The organism is Kitasatospora sp. MAP5-34 (assembly GCF_029894335.1).
GTDB lineage: Bacteria > Actinomycetota > Actinomycetes > Streptomycetales > Streptomycetaceae > Kitasatospora.
The window spans coordinates 34,842-59,575 of sequence record NZ_JARXZC010000012.1 but is presented as its reverse complement, the minus strand read 5'-3'; the positions used below and the strand labels follow the sequence as shown (position 1 = coordinate 59,575).

Annotated in this window: 17 protein-coding genes; 12 read left to right on the top strand and 5 right to left on the bottom strand. The window is 73.1% G+C overall.

The window, feature by feature from the left end; translation table 11 throughout:
* The first annotated feature begins 233 nt into the window (after window positions 1-233).
* The 3 genes from P3T29_RS13100 (at window position 234) to P3T29_RS13090 (ending at window position 1,978) form a co-directional block, all read left to right on the top strand.
* Window positions 234-818, top strand: a complete 585-nt coding sequence (locus P3T29_RS13100; protein WP_280716566.1) for a 50S ribosomal protein L25/general stress protein Ctc — start codon at window positions 234-236, stop codon at window positions 816-818.
* 121 nt (window positions 819-939) lie between these two features.
* Window positions 940-1,521, top strand: a complete 582-nt coding sequence (pth, locus tag P3T29_RS13095; protein ID WP_280716565.1) for an aminoacyl-tRNA hydrolase — start codon at window positions 940-942, stop codon at window positions 1,519-1,521.
* Between the two features lie 169 nt (window positions 1,522-1,690).
* Entirely contained in the window at window positions 1,691-1,978 is a 288-nt protein-coding gene (locus tag P3T29_RS13090) for a hypothetical protein (protein ID WP_280716564.1), read from the top strand.
* Between the two features lie 70 nt (window positions 1,979-2,048).
* Here the strand turns inward: P3T29_RS13090 and ppc are convergent, their stop codons facing one another.
* A complete protein-coding gene (ppc, locus tag P3T29_RS13085) occupies window positions 2,049-4,814 on the bottom strand; it encodes a phosphoenolpyruvate carboxylase (protein ID WP_280716644.1) in 2,766 nt (921 codons plus the stop codon).
* A 254-nt stretch (window positions 4,815-5,068) separates the two neighbouring features.
* Between ppc and P3T29_RS13080 the strand changes: the two genes are divergently transcribed.
* Window positions 5,069-6,337 (top strand): histidine kinase, encoded by a 1,269-nt coding sequence (locus P3T29_RS13080; protein ID WP_280716563.1) that lies wholly within the window; start codon window positions 5,069-5,071, stop codon window positions 6,335-6,337.
* Window positions 6,338-6,404: 67 nt separating this feature from the next.
* Here the strand turns inward: P3T29_RS13080 and P3T29_RS13075 are convergent, their stop codons facing one another.
* Window positions 6,405-7,079 (bottom strand): SUKH-3 domain-containing protein, encoded by a 675-nt coding sequence (locus P3T29_RS13075; protein ID WP_348532825.1) that lies wholly within the window; start codon window positions 7,077-7,079, stop codon window positions 6,405-6,407.
* A complete protein-coding gene (locus P3T29_RS13070) occupies window positions 7,004-7,480 on the bottom strand; it encodes a YwqJ-related putative deaminase (RefSeq protein ID WP_280716562.1) in 477 nt (158 codons plus the stop codon). Before P3T29_RS13070 ends, P3T29_RS13075 begins: the two co-directional genes overlap by 76 nt.
* 427 nt (window positions 7,481-7,907) lie before the next feature.
* On the opposite strand from P3T29_RS13070, the gene P3T29_RS13065 reads away from it, so the two are divergent.
* The 6 genes from P3T29_RS13065 to P3T29_RS13040 all read left to right on the top strand — a co-directional run bounded on the left by P3T29_RS13065 (window position 7,908) and on the right by P3T29_RS13040 (window position 16,460).
* Window positions 7,908-8,888: an NAD-dependent epimerase/dehydratase family protein gene (locus P3T29_RS13065; RefSeq protein WP_280716561.1), complete on the top strand. Its 981-nt coding sequence runs from the start codon at window positions 7,908-7,910 to the stop codon at window positions 8,886-8,888.
* 218 nt (window positions 8,889-9,106) lie between these two features.
* Window positions 9,107-10,234, top strand: coding sequence for a DegT/DnrJ/EryC1/StrS family aminotransferase (locus tag P3T29_RS13060; RefSeq protein ID WP_280716560.1), 1,128 nt, complete (start codon window positions 9,107-9,109; stop codon window positions 10,232-10,234).
* Window positions 10,235-10,375: 141 nt separating this feature from the next.
* Entirely contained in the window at window positions 10,376-11,482 is a 1,107-nt protein-coding gene (locus P3T29_RS13055; RefSeq protein WP_280716559.1) for a DegT/DnrJ/EryC1/StrS family aminotransferase, read from the top strand.
* A gap of 136 nt (window positions 11,483-11,618) precedes the next feature.
* Window positions 11,619-12,629, top strand: a complete 1,011-nt coding sequence (locus P3T29_RS13050; RefSeq protein WP_280716558.1) for an SMI1/KNR4 family protein — start codon at window positions 11,619-11,621, stop codon at window positions 12,627-12,629.
* Between the two features lie 61 nt (window positions 12,630-12,690).
* On the top strand, window positions 12,691-14,904 hold the full coding sequence (locus tag P3T29_RS13045) for an SUKH-4 family immunity protein (RefSeq protein WP_348532824.1): 2,214 nt from the start codon (window positions 12,691-12,693) through the stop codon (window positions 14,902-14,904).
* A gap of 317 nt (window positions 14,905-15,221) precedes the next feature.
* Window positions 15,222-16,460 carry a hypothetical protein gene (locus P3T29_RS13040; RefSeq protein WP_280716556.1) on the top strand — a complete coding sequence of 413 codons (1,239 nt, stop codon included), beginning with the start codon at window positions 15,222-15,224 and terminating at the stop codon, window positions 16,458-16,460.
* 18 nt (window positions 16,461-16,478) lie between these two features.
* Here the strand turns inward: P3T29_RS13040 and P3T29_RS13035 are convergent, their stop codons facing one another.
* Entirely contained in the window at window positions 16,479-17,396 is a 918-nt protein-coding gene (locus tag P3T29_RS13035; protein ID WP_280716555.1) for a hypothetical protein, read from the bottom strand.
* A gap of 628 nt (window positions 17,397-18,024) precedes the next feature.
* Here P3T29_RS13035 and mfd point away from each other — a divergent pair.
* Window positions 18,025-21,639: a transcription-repair coupling factor gene (gene mfd, locus P3T29_RS13030; RefSeq protein WP_280716554.1), complete on the top strand. Its 3,615-nt coding sequence runs from the start codon at window positions 18,025-18,027 to the stop codon at window positions 21,637-21,639.
* 126 nt (window positions 21,640-21,765) lie between these two features.
* Here mfd and P3T29_RS13025 read toward each other — a convergent pair whose 3' ends face one another.
* The gene (locus P3T29_RS13025; RefSeq protein WP_280716553.1) at window positions 21,766-22,359 is read right to left on the bottom strand and encodes a DUF4352 domain-containing protein; all 594 of its coding nucleotides are present in this window, start codon (window positions 22,357-22,359) and stop codon (window positions 21,766-21,768) included.
* Between the two features lie 216 nt (window positions 22,360-22,575).
* Here P3T29_RS13025 and P3T29_RS13020 point away from each other — a divergent pair, with 216 nt between their 5' ends.
* Window positions 22,576-24,678, top strand: coding sequence for an N-6 DNA methylase (locus P3T29_RS13020; protein WP_280716552.1), 2,103 nt, complete (start codon window positions 22,576-22,578; stop codon window positions 24,676-24,678).
* Window positions 24,679-24,734 lie beyond the last annotated feature (56 nt).

Here is a 24,734-nt window from a genome sequence, read left to right as displayed (position 1 = left end):
TTCACTGTTGACGCGGGGTGCGGTTAGACTCCTGAGACTGCTCGGCGAGGGATGCCGTGTGCCCGTACGGGTGCTCGCTCCGTGATCGACGCGCTGCCGCAGCCGGAGTCCGGCTGTCCGCAGTTTCGTCCGCCGCCGAGCGACCCCCCAAACGTACTTTGAGGGTGTGGTCCCGGCGGCTCTCGCTTGTTGCCTGCACCCCCGCGCCAGATTCTTAAACGAGGAGTGCAGTCGTGTCCGAGATCCGCCTTGCCGCTGAGTCCCGCACCGAGTTCGGCAAGGGTGCCGCCCGTCGCGCCCGCCGCGCCGGCTTCGTCCCCGGTGTCGTCTACGGTCACGGTCACACCCCGGTGCACCTGAACCTCCCGAGCCACGCCCTGATGATGGCGCTCAAGACCCCGAACGCCCTGCTGGTCGTGCCGATCGAGGGCAAGGACGAGTACGTCCTGCCGAAGGCCGTCCAGCGTGAGGCCATCAAGCGCACCATCGAGCACGTCGACCTGCTGCTGGTGAAGCGCGGCGAGAAGGTCACCGTCGAGATCCCGGTGCTGACCGAGGGCGAGCTGGCCCCGGGCGGCAACCTGCTCGAGCACGTGCTGAACACCCTCCCGGTCGAGGCCGAGGCCACCCACCTGCCCGAGTCCGTCACGGTCTCCGTCCAGGGCCTCGAGGCCGGCGCCTCCGTCCTGGCCCAGGACATCACCCTGCCGGCCGGCACCACCCTGGCCGTCGACGGCGACACCGTCGTGCTGCAGGTCATCGGCGCCCAGGCCTCGCAGGCCGACGCCGACGCCGAGGCCGCTGCCGCCTCCGCCTGAGCCTCGCGCCCAGCTTGACCGCTGCCCCGGCCACTCCGAAGTTGGAGAGGCCGGGGCAGCGGTGTGTCCGGGATGATGTGGTGATCGCGAGTGTGATCGCGTGTGTGATGAGGAGCGCTTGATGAGCGGCGAAGAGTACACCGGGCCCTGGCTGGTCGTGGGGCTGGGCAATCCGGGCGAGGGGTACGCCCGTAACCGGCACAACATCGGCTTCATGGTGGTAGATCTGTTGGCGCAGCGGATCGGCGCCAGGTTCAAGGCGCACAAGAGCCGCGCCCAGGTCGCCGAGGGGCGGCTGGCCGGGCAGCGGGTGGTGCTGGCCAAGCCGATGACCTTCATGAACCTCTCCGGTGGCCCGACCACCGGCCTGCGGGACTTCTACAAGACGCCGGCCGCGTCGATCGTGGCGGTCCACGACGAGCTGGACATCGACTACGCGACGCTGCGGCTCAAGCTCGGCGGCGGCGACAACGGGCACAACGGCCTGAAGTCGCTCACCAAGTCGCTGGGCCCCGACTACCACCGCGTCCGCTGCGGCGTCGGGCGCCCGCCGGGGCGGATGGAGGTCGCGGACTTCGTGCTCAAGGACTTCTCCTCGGTGGAGCGCAAGGAGCTGGACTGGTTCGTCGACCGGGCCGCCGACGCCGTCGAGGCGCTGCTGAGCGAGGGACTGGAACGCGCACAGAGTACTTACAACTCCTGAGCCGTTCCCACAACATCTGACTCTCAGTCAATTCACAGCCTGCTCGCGCACAACGGTCGTACAACGCTTGGGTGCTGACACCTCGAACTGTATGGGAACCACCCGCCCGATCCGATACCGTCTTGCCCGTACGCGCAGGGTTGAGGGGTTGGATCTGGGGGTAGGAGCAGTGATTCGGTCACACCGTGTCCGGGCGGGACGTGTAGTCGGTGGGGCGGCGCTGCTGGCCTCCGCCGCCGTTGCCGCGCTGGGCGCACCGGCGGCCAACGCCGCCGGGCCGACGGGCGCCCCGGTGCGCTCGCCCGAGCCCGCCGCCGCGCAGCTGACGCCGCCGGTCACCGGCGATGTCGGCGGTTCGGCCGGGCCGTATGCCGTCGTCGGCGGCCTGGTGGTCGTCGCGGGCGGTGCGGCGACCTGGCTGCGACGTAAGCGCTCGGGCCGCGTGACTGTTCACTGAGGGGTCACCAGGAGGGGCGCGGGGTTCTGTTCGTCGAACAGAGCCCTGCGCCCCTTGTCGTGGCCGGGCGTCAGCCGGTGTTGCGGAGGCCGGCCGCGATGCCGTTGACCGTCAGCAGCAGGGCGCGGGCCCGCAGCGGGTCCTCCGGGCGGCCCTGGGCCACCATTTCGCGCTGGCGGCGGAGCAGGGCGACCTGGAGGTAGGAGATCGGGTCCAGGTAGGCGTCGCGGACCACGAAGGTCTGCTTCAGTACCGGGTTCGACTCCAGGAGTTCGCTCTCACCGGTGAGGCGGAGCACCTCCTTCAGGGTGAGGTCGTGCTCGGCGGTGATCTGGTCGAAGACGTACTGCAGCTCGGCGGGCACCAACTGCTCGACGTAGTGCCGGGCGATCCGCAGGTCCGTCTTGGCCAGCGTCATGGCGACGTTGGACAGGAAGTTCTGGAAGAAGTGCCAGTCGCCGTGCATCTCGTCCAGCACGTCGCCGAGGCCCGCCTCGCGGGCCGCCGCCAGGCCGGAACCGACGCCGTACCAGCCGGGGACGATCTGCCGGGACTGCGTCCAGCCGAAGACCCACGGGATGGCCCGCAGGCCGTCCAGGCCCGCGCCGGAGTCCGGGCGGCGGGACGGGCGGGAGCCCAGGTGCAGCGAGGCGAGCTGGTCGACCGGGGTGGCCGCGAAGAAGTACTTCGGCAGGTCCTCCTGCTCGACCAGCTTGCGGTACGCGGTGTGGGCGGCCTCGGAGACCTGGTCCATCGCCGCGTCCCAGCGGGCCAGCTCCTCGGGGGCCTGGCGCGGGGAGGTGTGCAGGGCGGAGGCGGCCAGCGTCGCCGAGACGGTGAGCTCCAGGTTCTCCCGGGCCAGCGACGGGATCAGGTACTTGTCCGAGATCACCTCGCCCTGCTCGGTGACCTTGATCTCGCCCTCCAGGGTGCCCCACGGCTGGGCGAGGATCGCCTCGTGCGAGGGGCCGCCGCCACGGCCGACGGTGCCGCCGCGCCCGTGGAAGAGCCGCAGCCGGATGCCGTACCGGTGCGCGACGTCGCGCAGTCGGCGCTGGGCGCGGTGGATCTCCCACTGGGAGGTGGTGATGCCGCCGAACTTGGACGAGTCGGAGTAGCCCAGCATCACCTCCTGGACGTCGCCCCGGAGCGAGACCAGCAGGCGGTAGGACGGGTCCGAGAGCATCTCGTCCAGGATGCGGTCGGCCTGCTGGAGTTCGTCCGTGGTCTCCAGCAGCGGGACGATGCCGATCTTGGCGATGCCCGAGTGCAGGTCGATCAGACCGGCCTCGCGGGCCAGCACGGTCGCGGCGAAGACGTCGTCGGCGCCCTGGCACATCGAGATGATGTAGCTCTCGACGATCTCGTCGCCGAAGCGCTCGAAGCCCTCGCGGATGGTGTTGAAGACGCCGAGCGTCTTCGTCCCGGCGGCGTCCAGCGGAGCCGGGGTCGGCGCGAGCGGGCGGCGCGAGCGCAGCTCCTTGGCGAGCAGCTTCTGCCGGTACTCGCGCGGCATGTCGGTGTAGCGCCAGGCCTCCTCGCCGAGCCGGTCGAAGAGCTGGCCGAGCGCGTGGTGGTGGGCCTCGGCGTGCTCGCGGACGTCCATGGTGGCGAGCTGCAGGCCGAACGCCTCGACGGTGCGGATCGCCCGGGCCAGCCGGCCGTCGGCGATCAGCTGGCCCCGGTGGCTGCGCAGCGAGTCCTGGATCAGCTTGAGGTCGGCGACCAGCTCGCGGGTGCCGAGGTAGTCCCGGCCGGGCACGTGCGGGGTGCCGGTGGCGAGGCGCTCGCGGGTGTTCTCCAGCTTGAGCCGGACGCAGGTGGCCTTCAGCCGGTACGGCTCCTCGGCGTTCATCCGCTTGTAGCGCGGGCTGAGTTCGGGCAGCAGCGTGAGGTCGGCGTCCAGGGATGCGAGGAGTTCGCTGGAGGCACCGGCCAGGCGGACGGAGGTGGAGAGCGAGTTGCGCAGGTCGTCCACGGCGGACAGCGCGTCCTTGATGCCGTACTCGTGCTGCAGGTTGAGGACGTCCCAGGTGACCTGCGGGGTGACGTTCGGGTTGCCGTCCCGGTCGCCGCCGATCCAGGTGCCGAAGGTCAGCGGGCGGACGCCGTCGGGCAGCGCGAGGCCGACCCGGGCCAGCTCCTCGTGCAGCTCCTCCAGCACCTCCGGGACGGCCTCGCGGTACAGCTCGTCCAGGTAGTAGACGGCGTTGCGGGCCTCGTCGGTGGGCTCGGGGCGGGCGATCCGGAGTTCGTCGGTCTGCCAGAGCAGGTCGATCACCTCGGCGAGCCGGCGGTCGGCCTGCCGCTTGGCGGAGCTGTGGCGGACCGGGTCGGAGGCGGCGAGGCCGGAGGCGACGTGTTCGCGGTGGATGCGCTCCAGCAGCTCGCCGATCCGGCGGAGCTTGTTGAGGACGCTGCGGCGGGCGGCCTCGGTCGGGTGCGCGGTGAAGACCGGACGGACGGCGAGGTTGGCCAGCGTGTTGGCCAGGTGCTTCGGGTCCGCCTCGGCGAGCTGGTCGGCGGTCTGCGCCAGCAGCGAGCCCTCGCGGGCCCGGCGGGTGGCGAACTCCCGGCCACGGTGCACCTGTTCGGTGACGTTGGCGAGGTGGAAGTAGGTGGAGAAGGCGCGGACCAGCTTGGCGGCGGTGTCGAGGTCGATACCGCCGAGCAGCTCCGCCGTCGCCTCGCCGTCGGAGCGGCTGAGCATGCGTACCTGCTCGACCAGGCCGAGCAGTTCGGGGCCCTCCTGGCGTACCAGGGTCTCGCCGAGCAGGTCGCCGAGGCGGCGGATGTCCGCGCGCAGGGCGGCGTTGTCGGCGACCGGGTCGGACACGGTCGGGCTGGGACTGTCCGCCGGGGTGGGGACCGGAGCGGTCACGGCTGGGCTCCCTGTGATGGTGGGGTTCGGCAACGGCTCTCTCTGTCACCGAGTGTGTGGCGACGCGTGCGGACCGCGCTGTCCGACGCGAACAGCATAGGTGGCACCGGGTGCCGGATCCGTGAGGTGGCCGGATGGCGGACAGCCGCGATGGGTCTTTGCGGAAAGTCGGTGGGGAACGGGAAAGTCTGCGGCCTAGGCTGTCGGACATGAGCAAGTCGCCTGAGGGGGGCGGGCCGACCCATCCACTGTGGTGGTGGGAGCGGCGCCGCAGTGCGTTGCTGGATGTGGGCCTGGCGGCACTGGCCGGGCTGGAGTGCGCCTTCGGCGCTTACACGATGGTCTGGGACCGGCTGCACGGGCCGTTCGCGGTCGCGGTGGCCGGGGCGGTGCTGGGGGCGCTGGCGGGCAGCACGCTGGTGGTCCGGCGGCGGTGGCCGGCGGTGCCGGTGCTGGTGGCGCTGGTCTTCGTACCCGGGATGTTCGGCGTGGTGCTGCTGATGGTCTCGCTGTACAGCCTGGCGGCGACCTGGGAGTGGCCGTCGCGGCGGGGCCGGGTGGTGGGGCTCTCCGCGCTGGCGTTCGCCGAGTCGCTGGGCATGGTGCTGTTCTCGATGCTGAGCGGTCAGACACCGCCCGGGGAGACGCAGCCGCCGATCTGGCTGTTCGCCCTGCTGGCGGTCCTGGTCGCGGTCGGGCTGACGGTGCCGCCGGTGGTCACCGGCCTGTACACGGGCGCCCGCCGCCGCCTGGTCGAGTCGCTCCAGGACCGCGCCCACGGCCTGGAGGCCGAGCTGGGCCTGCTCGCCGAGCAGGCCCAGGAGCGCGCCCGGCGGGCCCGGCTGGAGGAGCGCACCCGGATCGCCCGGGAGATGCACGACGTGGTGGCGCACCGGGTGAGCCTGATGGTGGTGCACGCCGGAGCGGTCGAGCGGATCGTCGACCGCGACCCGGAGAAGGCCCGGCAGAGCGCCAAACTGATGGGCGAGGTCGGCCGGCAGGCGCTGGACGAGCTGCGCGAGATCCTCGGGGTGCTGCGGATGTCCCAGGAGACGGCCGAGCCGACCGCCGGTCTCGGCGAGCTGCCCCGGCTGGTCCAGCAGTCCGAGGCGGCCGGGATGCGGGTGAAGCTGACCGTCACCGGCGCCAGCCGCCCCTTCGCCGTCGAGGCGGAACAGACGGCGTACCGGGTCGTCCAGGAGGGCCTGACCAACGCGCACAAGCACGCGGGCGGGGCCCGGGTCCGGGTGGTCCTGGCGTACGTGCCGAACGGCGTCCGGGTCGCGGTGGCCAACGACTGCCCGGCCTCGGCGGCGAACGTGGCGTTGCCCAGCGGCGGGAACGGGCTGCTCGGGATGCGCGAGCGGGTCCTCGCGCTCGGCGGGACCTTCTCGGCCGGGCCGGACCAGCTCGGCGGCTTCCGGGTGGAGGCAGTGCTGCCTTCGCGCCTTGCGCTCCACGTTGAGCCGCTCGTGTAGGGGGCGCGAGGGAGAGCGCGGGCCCGGCGCCTTCCGGTTTCGCGCAGTTCCCCGCGCCCCTGAACAATTACCCGACAGACCGGAGGCGTTCGGGGGTGAGGCCGAGGACGAGGGTGGCGACCGCCTGGTCGATGGTGTGGCCGAGGAACCACTCGCCGGTGTGGTCCAGGCTGTAGACCCGGCCCTCCTCGTCGATGGTGAGCAGGGCCTGTCCGTACAGCTCCTCGCCCAGCGGGGCGAGCCGGCTGCCGAGTGCGCGCCCGAGGTCGGCCAGCGTACGCGGCTGGTGCAGCCCGCAGCGCGGGTCGAGCAGGAAGGGCGTCCGGGCGATCCGGCGTCCGGCGCCGGTGAGGCCGAAGGAGAGCCCGCCGAACTCGGCCCAGGCTTCGACCGCGGCGGGGAAGACCGAGTGCTGGACGCTCAGGGCGTCACCGTGGGCGACGAGTTCGTCCGCCCACTCCTCGGCCTGGCGGATCTGCCAGCGGCCCGGGTGCCAGCCGGCCTGCTTGAGCGCGGCGGCGACGTCGGCGGGGAAGCGGGGCTGGGCGCGTACGGCGGACGCAGCTGACGCAGCTGACGCGGCGGACGCAGCTGACGCGGCGGACGCGGTGGACGGGTTCAGGACTTGCTCCGGTGGGTGGGGTGGGGGAGAGGGCGAGCGGGCCTTCAGTGCTGGGTGGTGGGCCCGACGGCGACGCTCGCGACGTTCAGGTGGTCGAGCAGGGGCGTGCAGGAGCGGCACGGCGGTGCGTGGGTGCCGTGCGCCGGGTCGCCCTCCTCGCGGATCCGGACGGTGGTCAGCCGGGCGCCCTTGAGCGCCTTGCGGGCGTCCTGGAGGCTCAGCGGCTTGCGGGTGGCGCGCTTGGAGCGCCCGGTGTCCACCGTGGTCAGGAACTGCGAGAGCAGCACCGCCTCCGGGCAGCGGCCGAGGAAGCGCTCCCGGTGTTCGATCGGCAGGGCGCCCAGGAAGTCGCCGATCAGCGGGTGCAGTACGGGCTGCCCGTCCGGCTTGGGCCCGGCCAGGGTGCGGACGTCGCCGTTCTTGAGCGACAGGGCTGCCGCGACGGCGGGCAGCAGGCTGTCCCGGTGGTGGCGCAGCACCGGCACGGCCGGGGCGGCGGCGGGCGGCTCCGGGTGGTCCATGGCTGCTCCTTCGGCGCGGGTGGGGCGGGGGCTTCGGTGGTGCCGGGCCCGTGCTGACGATCGGTGAAACCTGAGGTAGGGACAGGGTAGGCGCCAAGCCTGCCAAACGCCGCTGACATTCGGCGCGTCGGGGTGCAGCGGATCCGGTCGGGGTGGTGGGTTTCTGTGTCCAAGTTGTGCGTCAGGTTTGCGGATTCGGGCCACGGGCGGTGGTGGCGGCCGGTAGCGTTCCAGCAGCAGGGCCAAGGGCGTTCGAGCTGCCGGGGGAGGCGGTCGGGCGTGGCTCAGGGGTGCCGTGGGGGCGAGCAAGGGGTGGTCGTGCGATGACGCATGTGCCGACCGGGTTGTGGCTGCCGTGTGCGGTCTCTCACTTCTGTGCGGGCCCCGACACCGAACCGACCACTGCTCAGGAGAGGGCCAGCGCCCGATGAACGCAGTCGCCATTGAGGGCTCCCGCTGTCTCGTCACGGGCGGGGCCGGCACCATCGGCTCCACCGTGGTCGACCAACTGATCGAGGGCGGGGCCCGCGAGGTCGTCGTCCTGGACAACTTCGTCCGGGGGCGGATGGAGAACCTCGCCGCCGCCCAGGCCGCCGCCGCCCCCGGACAGCTCCGGGTGGTGGACGGGGACATCCGCGACCGGGCCCTGCTGCGGGAGCTGCTCGACCCGGGCACCGACCTGCTCTTCCACCTCGCCGCGATCCGGATCACCCAGTGCGCCACCGAACCCCGGCTGGCCCTGGAGATCATGGTCGACGGCACCTTCGACGTGGTCGAGGCCGCCGCCGAGACCGGTGTGAAGAAGGTCATCGCCTCCTCCACCGCCTCGGTCTACGGCCTGGCCGACACCTTCCCGACCCCCGAGACCCAGCACCCGTACCACAACGACACCCTCTACGGCGCCGCCAAGGTCTTCAACGAGGGCCTGCTGCGCAGCTTCCACGCGATGTCCGGCCTGGACTACGTCGCGCTGCGCTACTTCAACGTGTACGGGCCCCGGATGGACGTGCACGGCCGCTACACCGAGGTGTTCATCCGCTGGATGGAGCGGATCGCCGCCGGGCAGCCGCCGCTGATCTTCGGCGACGGCGCGCAGACCATGGACTTCGTCTACACCGAGGACATCGCCCGCGCCAACCTGCTGGCCGCCGCCGCACCCGTCACCGACCGCGTCTACAACATCGCCAGTTCCACCGAGATCTCGCTGCGCGGCCTCGCCGACGCCCTGCTGTACGCGATGGACCGGACCGACCTCGACGTCGAGCACGGCCCGGCCCGGGGTACCGCCGGCGGCGTCGTCCGCCGCCTCGCCGACATCTCGGCCGCCCAACGCGACCTCGGCTGGAAGCCCGAACTCGGCCTCGACGACGGCCTCCGCAAGCTTGTTGCCTGGTGGCGCGAGCAGTAGCAGCCAACCTGAGGGGGCGCGGGGTGCTGTGTGCGCAACCGTGTACCACCGTCGTTCCTTTTCGCGCAGTTCCCCGCGCCCCTGTTGTGGCTGGCCGAATGTGAGGGGTTACCCCAGGGGGGCGGGGACCTGCGCGCGCAACCGTGCACTTTCGTAGAGCCCTGATCGAGCAGAGGCCCGCGCCCCCGTAGGCGACTCAAGAGAGTTCGGAGCACTTCGTGTCAACGATCCCCGTCATGATCCCCTGGCTCGGCGAGGAGGAGGCGCAGGCCGCCGCCGAGGCCGTACGGTCCGGCTGGGTGGCCCAGGGCCCCCGGGTGGCCGAGTTCGAGCGGGCCTTCGCCGAGCACCTCGGCGTCCCGCATGCCGTCGCCGTCTCCTCCTGCACCACCGCGCTGCACCTCGCCCTGATCGGGGCCGGCGTCGGCCCGGGCGACGAGGTCGTGGTGCCCTCGCTCTCCTTCATCGCCACCGCCAACGCCGTGACGTACCTGGGCGGCACTCCGGTCTTCGCCGACGTCGACCCCGCCTCCGGCAACCTGACCGCCGCGACCGTCGCGCCGCTGCTGACGGACCGTACGAAGGCCGTCGTCGCCGTCGACCAGGGCGGGGTACCCGTCGACCTCGACCCGATCCGGGCGCTGGTCGAACCGCGCGGCGCCACCGTGGTCGAGGACGCCGCCTGCGCGGCCGGCGCGCTCTACCAGGGCCGTCCGGCGGGCAGTACGGCGGCGCTCGCCGCGTACTCCTTCCATCCCCGCAAGCTGCTCACCACCGGCGAGGGCGGCATGCTGACCTGTCAGGACGGCGAACTCGCCGCCCGGCTACGGCGGCTGCGCGAGCACGGGATGAGCGTCTCGGCCGCCGACCGGCACGCGGGCGGCGGGGCGGGGGTGCTGGAGACGTACGACGAGATCGGGTTCAACTACCGGATGACCGACATCCAGGCCGCGATCGGCCTGGTCCAGCTCGGCAAGCTGCCCGCGATGGTCGGCCGCCGCCGGGAGCTGGCCGCCCGCTACCGCGAGCTGCTCGGCCCGCTGGGCGAACGGCTGGTGGCCGACCCGGCGCACGGCACCGGCAACTTCCAGTCCTGCTGGCTGCTGCTCCCGGACGACGCACCCGACCGGGGCGAGCTGCTGGCCCGGCTGGCCGCCGACGGGATCTCCGCCCGGCGCGGCATCATGGCGTCCCACCTGGAGACCCCCTACAAGGGCACCGGCCGGGTGCCGCTGCCCGCCACCGAACTGATCACCCGCCGTTCGATCATCCTGCCGCTCTACCACTCGCTTACCGAGCAGCAGCAGGACACGGTGATCGTCGCGCTGCTCGCGGCTCTCAGCTGACGCAGCAGCCTCCCGGGGCGGGGGAGCTGTGCGATCAGGGCTCTACGTAGGTGCATGGTTGTTCGCGCACGTAGTTGATCCAGTGGAGCCCCGCGCCCCTTTCTCTGTTCCCATCCGTTGCCGAAGAGGGGCATATCCCGCATGAGTTCGATCCCGCTCGTCGACCTGCAAGCCGCCCACGCCGAGGTTGCCGGGGAGGTGCGTGAGGGGTTCGACCGGGTGCTCGCCACCGGTGCCTACATCAAGGGCCCGGACGTCGCCGCCTTCGAGGCCGAGTACGCGGAGTTCTCCGGTGTGCGGCACGCCGTCGGCACCGCCAACGGTACGGACGCACTGGAGATGGCCCTGCGTGCGCTCGAACTCCCGGGCGGTGCAGGGGTGGTAATGCCGGCGAACACCTTCGTGGCCACCGCCGAGGCGGTGGTCCGGGCCGGGCTGCGGCCGGTCCTGGTGGACGTCGACCCGGAGTACCTGCTGATCGACCCGGCGCTCGCCGCCGACGCGCTGCCCGGTGCGGCGGCGCTGGTGCCCGTCCACCTCAATGGTCAGCTCGCGCCGATGGAGCGGTTGTTGGAGATCGCGGGGACCCTCCCGGTGGTCGAGGACGGCGCGCAGTCCCAGGGCGCCCGCCGGCACGGCCGGGTCTCGGGCTCCTGGGCGCGGATCTCCGCCACCAGCTTCTACCCGGGCAAGAACCTCGGCGCGTACGGGGACGCGGGCGCCGTCGTCACGGGCGACGCGGAACTCGCGGCCGCCGTACGGCTGATCGGCGACCACGGTTCCGGGCGCAAGTACATCCACGAGCGCTTCGGCTTCAACTCCCGGATGGACACCCTGCAGGCCGTGGTGCTGCGCGCCAAGCTGCGTCGGCTGCCGTTCTGGAACGAGGCCCGCCGGGCCGCCGCCACCCGGTACGACGAGCTGCTCGGAGGGATCGGCGGCCTCACCCTGCCCGGCACGATGCCCGGCAACGAGCACGTCTGGCACCTCTACGTGGTGCGGATCGAGCGCGGGCGGGACGAGGTGCTCGCCGAGCTGCAGGCTGCCGGGATCGGCGCGGGTATCCACTACCCGGTGCCCGTCCATCTCCAGCCCGCCTTCCGCGAGCTCGGGTACGGCGCGGGCAGTTTCCCCGTCACCGAGCGGGCGGCGGGCGAGATCCTGACGCTGCCGCTCTTCCCGCAGATCACGGAGGGTCAGCAGAGCCGGGTGGCGGAGGCGCTGGCCAAGGCGCTGGCCAGGATCTGACGACTCCCTCCGCCGGCCCGTTCCGCTCCGTTCGAGGAACCCCCGACCAGGTCGGCCGGGCCCGGCCGGTACCCCCTAGGCTGATGTCCAGCAGTAGCTGACGGACAGAGTGGCAGCAGCCAGTGGGGGCACCCAGATGACGACAGGTCGGCCCGGCACCTCCGCGGCGCCCAACGGGGCGTACGCGGGCCAGGTGGTGCGGTTCCCGGACCCGGTACGAGCCGCGAAGCACCCCGACGGGGTGCTGATGGACGCGTACGGGTACCCGGACTTCAGCCCGTACGCGGCCGCCGCCGCCGAGGTCGCCGACCCGCCCGAGGGCCTGGGGGTGGACGAGCTGCGGCTGACCGACTACGTGTCGGCCAACGCCGCGCTCTTCACCCAGGGCCACGAACTCTGGGCCGACCTGGACACCGCCGTCGCCACCCCGGCCGGCTGGACGTGGCACCACGTCGCCGGGCGGGCGGCGCCGGGCTGGCGCCGGATGGAGCTGATCCCCGTCGAGGTGAAGGCGCTGCTCAGGCACCACGGCGGCCTGGCCAGCTCGCGCGCCAACCACTCCCACCGAGGCACCCGGCCGCTCCAGGAGCACCGGCCCATCCACTTCTCGCTGGCCAAGGACGGCGGTGACCCGCTGAGCGTCACCGAGGATCTGGTGCAGCGGGCGGAGCAGCGGCTCGCCCACCCGCTGCCGCCCGCCTACCGCAGCTTCCTCAAGGTCGGCGGCGGCCGGTCCCCGGTCGGCGTCGCGCTGGACACCGGGCTCGGGCTGCTGCTGGACCAGCCGTTCCTGACCCTGAGTGAGGAGTACGGCGTCCACGACCTGGTCTACGCGAACAAGTGCTTCCGCGACCACCTCACCAAGGACTACCTGGGCATCGCCTACGTCCAGGGCGGCCTGCTGGCGCTCAAGGTGCGTGGCGAGCAAGTCGGTTCGGTCTGGTTCTGCCTCTACGACGACGCCCGGGACGACGCCGGCGCCGAGCGCCCCGAGACCCCGGAGGAACGGGTGGAGCGTCTGCTGCTGCCGTGCGGCGCGGACTTCGACGAGTTCCTGCTCCGGCTGGCGGGCAGCCCGCCGGAGCTGGAGGCCGTGGCGGGAATGATGGTGGACGGCGGGTTCGCCCGGGCCGTACCGGTGAACTGATGCGTGGTCGGACGCGTGGTCGGACGCGGGGTCGTATGGAGAATGGGGTGGACCGGGCGTGGTGACGTACGCGCAGGCGCAGGAGCTTGCCGAGGACTGGATCAACGCGGGGGTACCGCGCTCGCGGGTGCAGACCGTGCGGGTACGTGAATTCGACCTGGGCTTCGTCTGCTGGGCCCTGGAGCCGGGCGAGGGCCAGCCCGCCGAGGGTGCCACCGGTGGCGGCCCCCGGCTGGTGATCGCCCGCGACAGCGGCGCCAGCACGCTCTGGCCGCCGCTGCCCGTCAACGAGGTGGTCCGGCGGTACGAGGAGACCTACGGCACCCCTTCGGTACCCAACCCGGCCGGGGCAGCGAAGCCCGTCCCGTCCGCCGTCGAGGCGACCTCGTTCCACCTCACCCCGCCGAAGTGGGTCCAGGAGGCGGGAGCGGCCGCGATCGCGGCGGAGGCCGCCAGGCTCGACGGGCCCGCACCGGAGGCACCCGTCGCGGTGGATCCGGTGGCAGCGGCGGTGGCTGCGCCGGTCGCAGCGGTCGCAGCGGTCGCGGAGCCGGCGGAGGAGGCGTACGCGCCGCCGGTGCGGCTCAGCACGCCACCCGCGTCCGAGCGCCCGGCCGGCCAGGCGCCGACCATGCTCGCCCCGCCGCCGGACTCCACCCCGCCGCCGTTCCCGCTGCCGACGCCCGCGCAGTCGTTCCCGGAGGCCGCCCCGGCCGCTGCCCCGGCCGCGCCGGTGCCTGCCCAGGCTCCCGCTCCGGCCCCCGAGCAGGCTCCGGCGATCGAGCACGCCCCGACGATGCTCGCGTCCGACGGTTCGCCGGGCTTGATGGGGCTGCCCGGTGCCCCGGGCCCGGGGCACGCCGGACGCGGGCCGAGTGCGCCGCCGCCACCGCCGCCGGCGGAGCTGCGGCCCGCCTCGGGCGGTCACCACGCCGATGGCGCGGCCGGTCGTTCCGGCCCGGGCGCACCCCCGCCCCCGCCTGCGTCGCTGCTCGGCGGGGCTCAGCCCGCTGCCCCCGCTGCCGCCGGGATCTCGTACGAGGCGACCCAGCTCGCGACGGCCGTCGAGTACCCCCAGCCCCAGCCCCAGCCCGGGCCCGGTCAGCCGGCGTTCCCGCCGCCGCCCCCGCCCGGTGGGTTCCAGCCCGGTGCGTTCCAGCCGGGTGCGTACGCGACGCCGGGGCCGGCGCCGGTCGGGTACGGCTACCCGGGTGTCGCCTCGGCGGGTGCGCCCGCGCCCGTCGTACCGGCCGGACCGCCGCCGATGGCGCCGATGCCGCCGGTCGCGGTGCCGCCGTCCGGCGTGCCCTCGATCGGGCCGGGCAGTGTCGCGGTGGTGAGCTACCGGGGGCCCGACGGCTCGGAGCAGAAGCTGATCCACCGCAGTGAGCCCGGCACCCCGCACCCGGAGTGGAAGGCCCTTCAGGACCTGCGCCGCCTGAACGTCCCGCCGGACCAGGTGCTGGAGCTGCACACCGACCTGGAGTGCTGCGAGCTGCCCGGCGGCTACTGCGCCCGGATGGTCCGGGCCGCCTGGCCGAACGTCCGGCTCAGCCACACCGCCCCCTACGGGCGGGACCAGCAGGCCCGGCAGTCGGGCATGGCGCTGCTGCTCGACCACCTCGACCAGCTGCACCAGCTGGCCGCCGCCCCGCAGCGCCCGCGCCCGGTCCGGGTGCCGCTGCCCGCGCCCGGTACCGTCCCGATGCTGCCGCCGGTCGCGCCGCAGCAGCTGGCGGCCGAGCTGGGACAGGTCTTCGGCCCCGGCGTGTTCCGCTTCGAGCAGCGCGCGGTCTCCCGGCAGGGCGTACCCGAGGCGGTGGCGCAGACCCTGGTGTGGGCCGGGCTGCCGCGCGACTTCGCGCCGTTCTTCTGGGCCCAGGCCCAGGAGGGCCGCCCGATCCCGACCCTGGCCGAGCTGGCGGCCGAACGCGGCCTGCCGCAGGGCCCGGACTTCGGCGGCTTCCTGGTGCTCGGCAACGACTACGGCCGTCAGCTCTGCGTGCAGTACGGCACGGCCGCAGTGGTCGCGGTGGACCTCGAGGGCGGCGGCGAGCCCCCGCGCTTCGTCAACACCGGTGTGCCGGAGTTCGTCCGCAGCCTCGCCGTCCTCGGCCGGATGTGGCCGCTGCGGTACGGGCTGACGCCGGACCAGGCCGGACGCTGGACCACCGACTTCCAGGCCCAGCTGGCGGCCGTCGACCCGGCGGCCCTGCAGACACCGGAGACCTGGTGGGCGGTGCTGCTGGAGCAGTTCTGGGACGGCGTGATGTGACGCGGTTAAGGCCGCCCCCCAATTGCCGGTCGGTCCAAGTCTCCCGGTGACCGCGTGAGGCGGGTCACCGAAACCTCCGGGCCCGTTCCCGGCGTCGTACGACTGAGGTCGGCGGCGCCGGGGGTGGGCCTGTCGGCTGTTCCGAACGGTGGATCGACGCGCCTTGTGAGGAGATCAGCTCGTCTTTTCGAGGTATCTGCGCAAAATGGGACAAGATAATGACCGGCTCTAAAAGCCCGCGACCCAGTCGATGACCGCAGTCGATGACCCTGTCGATGTCGATGACCCCGTCGATCCCGAAGCCAAGGAGAAGGTTCATGAGTGACGCCGCCGCTGTGTACGGCTTCACGGCTGCCCGCCGGGGCTACGCGCCCGAGCAGGTCGACCAGGCGCTCGCCGCCCTGACCGCCGAGCGGGATCGTGCCTGGGAGCGGCTCAGCGTGCTCGGCGCGGGCTTGCGCGAGATGGAGATCCGGCTCGCCGACGTCCGCCAGGCCGCGGCCGACGCCCCTGAACCCGACTACGAGGTGCTCAGCGAGCAGGCCGCTCAGCTGATGAAGATCGCCGACTCCGAGGCGCTGGCCGTCCGGGAGAAGGCCGAGCGGGCGGCCGAGGACGCGCGCGACAACGCGTACGACGCGGGCCAGGCCCTCACCGCGACGACTAAGGAGTACGCCGCCACCACGCGTGGAGAGGCCGACCAGGCCGCCCGCCGGACGGAGGAGCGCACCCGGGCCGAGGCCGAGAAGCTCCGGGCCGAGGCCGACAGCGACGCCCGCACCATCCGGGACACGGCGACGGCGGACGCCGCGAAGATCCGGGTCGGCGCGGCCGAGGCCGAGGAGCGCGCCGAGGCCAAGCTCGCGGAGCTGCGCCGGAACGCCGACGAGACCTTCGCCGCCGAGGAGGCCCGGGCCGACGCCGAGGACACCGAGATCGCGGCCACGGCCGAGCGCAGGCTCAAGGAGGCCGAGCAGCACCGCGAGACGGTCCTCGCGCAGATCAAGCAGGCGGACGCCGAGGCCCAGGCCAGGGCCGACCAGCTGGTCGAGCAGGCCCGGCGGGCGGCGGACAAGATCCGCGTCGCGAGCGAGGCCGAGCAGCGCGAGTTCGCCGTCCGGCAGGAGCAGGTGCAGCAGCACCTGGACCACATCAAGCAGACCCTGGCCGCCCTCACCGGCGCGGCGGTCGGCGCGATCGAGCCCGCTGCGCCGGCTGCACCCGCAGCACCCGCCGCGCCTGCTGCACCGGTCGCGCCTGCTGCACCGGTCGCGCCTGCTGCACCGGTCGCACCGGTTGCGGCTGCCGCGCCTGTTGCACCGGCCGAGGTCGCGCCGGTCGTACTGGTTGCGCCGGTTGAAGCTGAGCCCGCCGAGGCGCTGACCACGGTGCTTCCGAAGCTTCCGCCGCGGCCGGTCACCCCGCCGCCCGCTCCGGCCCAGACGTCGGCGCTTCCCCCGGACATCGAGACCAGGATCATCCCGAAGATCGTGATCGTCGACGACGGCTCCGAGTACGAGACCCACCCGAACCCCGTGGTCCGCCGCCGTCGCTGACGCAGGGCGCCCGGCCGGCTACCCCGCTGCGGAGCTGCTGAGCAGCTTCGCGAGCCGCTGGCGCTGGTCCTTGAGCACCTGCTGATGGGCCGTCAGGGCGGTCGCGTTCTGCGTGATCTGCTGCCGCTGGTAGCCCGTGAGCACGGCGAAGTAGACCCCGGCCAGTCCGCTCCGGGCGGTGCAGTCGGCGTCGGTCCGGGCGGTGGCGAGTTCCGTCGTGGAGGGCGGGCCGCCGATGCTCCGGTAGTGCTGGGCCAGGGTGTCCGGGTTGGCGGTGGGGTACCCGGCCTTCGTCATACAGGCGGCCCAGGTCGAGGTGGCGGTGGTGACCCGGCTGTCCTGGTCGGCCTCCTGGAGGGACTCGGCGGACAGGCGGTTGACCAGGTCCGTGCCGGACTGGTCGACCGGCTTGAGCTGGTCGGCGACCTGTCGGTCGCAGTCCACCCGGGCGGTCACGTACGCCTCGGACTCGTCCGGTGCGACGGGCGGGGTACCCGGCACCGGCGACTGAACCGGTGACTGCGCGGGCGGGTGGAAGCCCTGGGTGGCGGCGGCCTGGGCGCCGAGGTAGCCCCAGGCACCGGCCGGGAGGGTGCTCGTATTGTCGGGCGGGGTGGCGCGCGGGTAGTCGTCCGCGCTGAAGGTGGCGAATCCGGCCTTGTGCATGCAGGAGACCACCAGGGTGGTCTGGGACTGGCCGGCCTGCTGGATGTCCTGGTCGCCGGGCTGGTAGGCGGCGAGCGGGAGCCCGTTCATCGCGGCGCTGCCGGAGTCGGGAGCCGGCGGGGTGCTGGTCACCGCAGGCGGGGTCGGCTCGGCAGAGGTCTGTCCGTCGGGCCGGCCGGGCCCGCCGGTGGCGCAACCGGTGGCGAGGGCCGGGAGCAGGACGGCGAGCAGTAGGCCCGCCAGTCGGTTTCGGCGGCCGTGGGCATCCACGCTGGCGTTCCAATCCGCGCGGCGTGGGTGGGGGTGGTGGTGCCGTGCCTGTTCGGACAGTAGTCCGGCGGCCGGGCCGCAGCCACTGCTTCGGGAGCACGTCCGCGTGACCTGTGTCACTGGATCCGGTCGGTCTGAGGCCAGGACTCGTGGCGCCCTCTGTTGAGGGACGCCACGACTCCCGGCGACTGGGCACAGGCGCCCCCACCCAGGGCCGCCCGGCCTCGCACGATCCCGACCCCCATCGGGATGTGCCGGCACCGCTGCAGCCATCCCCCACGGTTGGGTGCGGCGGGCACGAACACCATCCTGCGCGCCGACCATGGACGGACAGTGACAGGAGTGTGTCCACTTCATGTGATCTGCGCTTCGGGCCACTTACCTCGGGTTCCGGTCGGCACACCGGCTTTGACGTGCACATAAACAGAGCCGGCGGAGATCTCGGCGGAGCAGGCGCGGTTCGCGCACCACGCCTGCCGGTCCGTCGGCGCCGCTGTCCGTGTGCGTGTCGGTGGTCCGGCGTAGGCTGGAGGCCCCCGGGCGCAACGCGTGCCGGGCCGTTCGCGTTGCCCTGGCCGGTTCCACCGTGCGCCGGGGGACACCAGCCACGGGACGAAGAAGAGACTCGATGAGCCTGTCCGGACTGCTCGATGTCGTCGTACGGGATGCCGCCCTCGCCGAGGCGATCGAGGCGGCGGCTGCCGGACGGAGGCAGCATCTCGACCTGGTCGGCCCGTCCGCCGCCCGCCCGTTCGCGCTCGCCGCGCTGGCCCGCTCGCTCGCCCGGGGTGGCGGTGAGCAGGGCCGGCCGGTCCTCGCCGTCACCGCGACCGGCCGGGAGGCCGAGGACCTCGCGGCCTCGCTCCGCTCGCTGCTGCCGCCCGACGCGGTGGCCGAGTTCCCCGCCTGGGAGACGCTGCCGCACGAGCGGCTCTCCCCGCGTTCGGACACCGTCGGCCGTCGGCTGGCGGTGCTGCGGCGGATCGCCCACCCGAGCGCCGACGACCCGCAGGCCGGGCCGGTCCAGGTGATCGTGGCGCCCGTCCGTTCCGTCCTGCAGCCGCAGGTCAAGGGGCTCGCGGAGCTGGTGCCGGTCGCGCTGCAGCGCGGTGAGCAGCATGACCTGGACGACGTGGCCCGCCGGCTCGCGGCCGCCGCCTACGCCCGGGTGGAACTGGTCGAGAAGCGCGGCGAGTTCGCCGTCCGCGGCGGCATCCTGGACGTCTTCCCGCCGACCGAGGAGCACCCGCTGCGGGTGGAGTTCTGGGGCGACGAGGTCGAGGAGATCCGGTACTTCAAGGTCGCCGACCAGCGGTCGCTGGAGATCGCCGAGCACGGTGTCTGGGCGCCGCCCTGCCGTGAACTGCTGCTCACCGACGAGGTCCGGGCGAAGGCCGCCGAGCTGGCCGTCCGGCACCCCGAACTCGGGGAGATCCTCGACAAGATCGCCCAGGGCATCGCGGTCGAGGGCATGGAGTCGCTGGCGCCCGTCCTGGTGGACGACATGGAACTGCTGCTCGACGTCCTCCCGGCCGGCTGCATCGCCGTGGTCTGCGACCCCGAGCGGGTCCGCACCCGGGCCGCCGATCTGGTCGCCACCAGTCAGGAGTTCCTGCACGCGTCCTGGGCGGCCGCCGCCTCGGGCGGGGACCGGCCGATCGACCTGGAGATGATCGACGTCTCGGCTGCCTCGCTCTGGTCGCTCGCCGACGTGCGCGAGCACGCCGCCGGGATCGGGCTGCCCTGGTGGTCCGTCAGCCCGTTCGCGACCAGTGACTCCAGCATCAGCGAGGTGCTGGAGTTCGACGCCAACACGCTGACGCTCGGCATGCACGCCGTCGAGGCGTACCGGGGTGACACCACCCGCGCCATCGCCGACGCCAAGGAGCGTCTCGCCGCCGACTGGCGGGTCGTCATGGTGACGGAGGGCCACGGACCTGCCACCCGGCTGGCCGAGGTGCTTGGCAACGAGGGCATCCCGGCCCGGCTGGTGGCCGACCTCACCGAGGCGCCCACCCGGGACGTGGTCTACGTCGCGACCGGCTCGATCGAGCACGGCTTCGTGGACGAGGCGCTCAAGCTCACCGTCATCACCGAGACCGATCTCTCCGGGCAGAAGTCCTCCACCAAGGACATGCGCCGGATGCCGTCCCGCCGCCGCAACGCCATCGACCCGCTGGCGCTCAAGGCCGGCGACTACGTCGTCCACGAGGCGCACGGCGTCGGCAAGTACGTCGAGATGGTGCAGCGCACCGTCCAGGGCGCGACCCGCGAGTACCTGGTGCTGGAGTACGCCCCCGCCAAGAAGGGCCACCCCGGCGACCGGCTGTTCGTGCCGACCGACCAGCTCGACCAGGTCACCAAGTACGTCGGCGGCGAGTCCCCGACCCTGCACCGGCTCGGCGGCGCGGACTGGGCGAAGACCAAGCAGAAGGCCAAGAAGGCCGTCCGCGAGATCGCCGGCGACCTGATCAAGCTCTACTCGGCCCGGATGGCGGCCCCCGGCCACACCTTCGGCCCGGACACCCCGTGGCAGCGCGAGCTGGAGGACGCCTTCCCGTACGCGGAGACGCCCGACCAGCTGACCACCATCGCCGAGGTCAAGTCGGACATGGAGAAGTCCGTCCCGATGGACCGCCTGATCTGCGGTGACGTCGGCTACGGCAAGACCGAGATCGCGGTCCGGGCCGCCTTCAAGGCCGTCCAGGACGGCAAGCAGGTGGCCGTCCTGGTGCCGACCACGCTGCTCGTCCAGCAGCACTTCTCGACCTTCGCCGAGCGGTACGCCAACTTCCCCGTGGTGGTGAAGGCGCTGTCGCGCTTCCAGAGCGACAGCGAGGCGAAGGCCGTCCTGGAGGGGCTGACCGAGGGCTCGGTGGACGTCGTCATCGGCACCCACCGGCTGTTCTCCTCCGACACCAGGTTCAAGGACCTCGGTCTGGTCATCGTCGACGAGGAGCAGCGCTTCGGCGTCGAGCACAAGGAGCAGCTGAAGAAGCTGCGCGCCAACGTCGACGTGCTGACCATGTCGGCCACGCCGATCCCGCGCACCCTGGAGATGGCCGTCACCGGCATCCGCGAGATGTCCACCATCACCACCCCGCCGGAGGAGCGGCACCCGGTGCTGACCTTCGTCGGCCCGTACGACGAGAAGCAGATCTCGGCGGCGATCCGGCGCGAACTGCTGCGCGAGGGCCAGGTCTTCTACATCCACAACCGGGTCGAGTCGATCGACAAGGCGGCGGCCCGGCTGAAGGACCTCGTCCCTGAGGCCCGGATCGCCACCGCGCACGGGCAGATGGGCGAGAGCCTGCTGGAGAAGGTCGTCGTCGACTTCTGGGAGAAGGAGTTCGACGTGCTGGTCTCCACCACGATCGTCGAGTCCGGTATCGACATCTCCAACGCCAACACGCTGATCGTCGAGCGCGGCGACACCTTCGGCCTCTCCCAGCTGCACCAGCTGCGCGGGCGGGTCGGGCGTGGCCGCGAGCGCGGGTACGCGTACATGCTCTACCCGCCGGAGAAGCCGCTCACCGAGACGGCGCACGAGCGGCTCGCGACCATCGCCCAGCACACCGAGATGGGCGCGGGTATGTACGTGGCGATGAAGGACCTGGAGATCCGCGGAGCCGGCAACCTGCTCGGCGGCGAGCAGTCCGGGCACATCGCGGGCGTCGGCTTCGACCTCTACATGCGGATGGTCGGGGAGGCGGTGGCCGAGTTCCGCGACTCGCTGGCGAGCGGCGGCCGGGAGCCGGAGGAGGAGCCGCTGGAGGTGAAGATCGAGCTGCCCGTGGACGCCCACGTGCCGCACGACTACGCCCCCGGCGAGCGGCTGCGCCTGCAGGCGTACCGCTCGATCGCGGCGGTCAACTCCGAGGAGGACATCGTCCATGTCCGCGAGGAGCTGAAGGACCGGTACGGCAAGCTGCCCGACCCGGTGGAGAACCTGCTGATGGTGGCCGCGCTGCGGCTCTACGCCCGGCGCTGCGGCATCTCGGACATCACCCTCGCCGGGGCGAACATCCGCTTCGGGCCGGTCGAGCTGCGGGAGTCGCAGGAGCTGCGGCTGAACCGCCTCTACCCGCGCAGCCAGGTCAAGGCGGCGGCCCACCAGCTGCTGGTGCCCCGCCCGAGCACCGGCCGGATCGGCGGCAAGCCGCTGGTCGGGCGTGAACTGCTGGCGTGGTGCAGCGAGTTCCTGGGCGCGATGTTCGACGACCTCGCGGGGGCGAAGCGGTAGCTCAAGGCAACTGAGCAACCACATCCAGGGGCGCGGGGAACTGCGCGAAGCGGTAGGGCACCGGCCGGTGCCTTCCGGTTTCGCGCAGTTCCCCGCGCCCCCATGCGTACCCGTGCCAACGCGCCGTCAGGCGAGCACCCACTGGCCGGTCTGCTGGGCGAAGCCGCTGTCCAGCGCGAACTGGGCCTTGTCGATCTTCGCGTCCTTGGGGACCTCGAAGGTGATGAAGCCGAGGGCGCTCTCGCCGGGGGCGATGTTGACCGGGGCCTGGAAGCTGGGGCCGGCCTTGGTGTCGGAGAGCGACGTGCTGTAGGACTGCCCCTGGCCGTCGAGCAGCTTGGCGCTGTTCTGCGGGGCGTCGCTGTACGCCTTGCTACTGGTGTCCTTGATCCGGAACTGGACGGCGACGAACCGCATGCCGTCGGCCGGCTTGGTGAACTCGTCCGCGCCGTCCGGGCTGTCGACGACCTTGAGCACTGTGACGTCGGCCGTGTCGGAGGCGTCGGAGCCCTTGAGGGAGATGGTGTCGCCGAGCTTCGCCGCGCCCTTGGCAGCTGGGGCGGCCGAGGTCTTCCCGCCGGCGGCCGAGGCTGCGGAGCTCTTGGGGGTGGTGGAGACCGAGGAGTCGGTCGGCCCGCAGGCGGTGGCGCCGAGGGCGACCAGGGCCGCACCCAGCAGGAGGGCGGCGGTGCGACGGCGGGCGGTGGTGGCGATGGCCATGACGGAACTCCCATTCCAGGTGGTTCGGTTCGCTGCGGCGGGCTGCCGGTCTGCGATGCCGTTCTTGCGGTGCCGTTCTTGCGATGGGTAGATCACATCATCAGCTGTGAACGATGTCAACAATGATTTACGAAACCTCTCTGTTCACGTGTGAACCCTGCCTGTGTCGTGCCTGGCTATGCTGTGTGGTCACACCCAGCTGAAGGAGCCCGCCAGATGTCGGACCGCCCCGAGGTGACCGCTGTCGAGATCGCCCGCCTCGCCGGGGTCGGCCGAGCCGCCGTCAGCAACTGGCGCCGCCGCCACCCCGACTTCCCGCGCCCGGCCGGTGGCACGGACAGCAGCCCGACCTTCCGGCTCGACCAGGTGGAGCAGTGGCTGCGCGCACAGGGCAAGCTCGCCGAGCTGCCGCTGCTGGAGCGGACCTGGCAGCAGCTGGAGAGCCTCCGCGACCCGGCCGGTCCGCCCGCCGCGCCGCTGGTCGGGGCGGGCGCCTTCCTCCTGCTGCTGCACCGGGAGGCCGCCACCTGGGCCACGCTCGCCGCAGAGTCCGACACCCGCCTCGCCACCGCCCTGCCCCGGGCCCTCGGCGGGCTCGCCGACCGCGTCCTCGGCCCCGCCGGCGCCGCCCTGCTGGCCCTGCCGGGCCTGCTCGGCAGCACCGACCTCGACCTCGCCCGCCTGCTCGCCGCGCTCGCCCACCAGCACGGCCCGGTCGCCGCGTACGAGCAGCTGCTCACCCGCCACGCCGAGGCCAACTCCCGCCAGCTCAGCCCCACCCCGCCCGAGGCGGCCGCCCTGCTGGCGGCCGTCGCCGGGCACCCCGGTTCGGTGCTGGACCCGGCGTGCGGGCTGGGCGGCCTGCTGCTCGCCGTCCCGCCGACCGCCGTCCGGCACGGCCAGGACCTCGACCCGGTGCTCGCCGCGCTCGCCCTGCTCCGGCTCGCCCTGCACACCCCGGCCGACCACCCCGCGCCGCTCGCGCTGGACCTGCGCCCCGGCGACACCCTGCGCGCCGACGCCCACCCCGGGCTCGCCGTCGACGCGGTGCTCTGCCAGCCGCCGTACAACGAGCGGGACTGGGGCCACGACGAGCTGCAGTACGACTCCCGCTGGCTCGGCGGCCAGGTCCCGCCACGCGGCGAGTCCGAACTCGCCTGGGTCCTGCACTGCCTGGCGCACGCCGGCCCCGGCGGCCTGGCCGCGCTGCTGCTGCCGCCCACCGTCGCCTCCCGCCGGTCCGGCCGCCGGATCCGGGCCGAACTGCTGCGCTCCGGCGCGCTGCGCGCCGTGATCGCGCTCCCGGCCGGCGCCGCCCCGCCGTACGGCGTCCCGCTGCACCTCTGGGTGCTGCGCCGTCCGCAGCCGGGCGACGACTTCCGGCAGGTGCTGCTGGTGGACGCGAGCGGCGGCCACCCGGCGGGTGAGGGCGGGCGGGACCGGATCAACTGGCCCGACCTGCACCGCACGGTGCTCGACGCCTGGCGCACCTTCGACGCAGCCGCCCGCTCCGGCGAGCCGCTGCCGCCCGACCGGGCGGGTGTCCACCGGGCCGTCGCCGCCATCGACCTGCTGGACGACGAGACCGACCTCTCGCCCGCCCGGCACCTGCCGCCCCCGGTGCTCTCCGGCGGCCTGGACGGGCTGTCCCACCTGCGGAACCGCTTCGCCGAGCTGCTCGCCGACCTCGGGGGCCCGGCCGCCGGGCCGCCCGGCGTCGGAGCCGCTGCGGGGGAGTCCGCCCCGACCGTCACGGTGGGGGAGCTGGTCCGCGCCGGAGCGCTGGAGCTGTACTCCTCCGGTCCGGGTGGGCCAGCCGGCAACCCGGCCGACGGGGCGTCGGGCGTGCCCGTGCTGACCGACCAGGACCTGATCGCCGGCACCGCCCCGACCGCCGTGCTGGACCCGGCCGAAACCCCGCTCACCACCCGGCCCGGTGACGTCCTGGTCTCCGCGCTCGGCGCCTCCGTCGCCCGGGTCGTCCAGGCCGGCGGTCCGTTGGACGGCGTCGCGCTCGGGCGGCAGCTCCACCTGCTCCGCCCGAACCCGGAGCTGCTCGACCCCGAGTTCCTGGCCGGGCAGTTGCGCTCCACCGGAGTCGCCCGTCGCGCCGCCAGCCACGCGTCCACCACCACCCGGCTGGACATCCGCCGGGCCGAGCTGCCCCGGTTGCCGATCGACCGTCAGCGGGCGCTCGGCACGGCCTTCCAGCGCGTCGCGGCCTTCGAGGAGGCCCTCCAGCAGGCCGCCGCCGTCGGGCGCAGCCTCGCCCAGGGCCTCACCGACGGCCTGGCGGCGGGCACCCTCGCGGAGAGCTGACGGCCCGTCCCCGTGCCGAGCTGCCCTCAGAGCGTTCGCCGGTAAGGGTCTGCTCG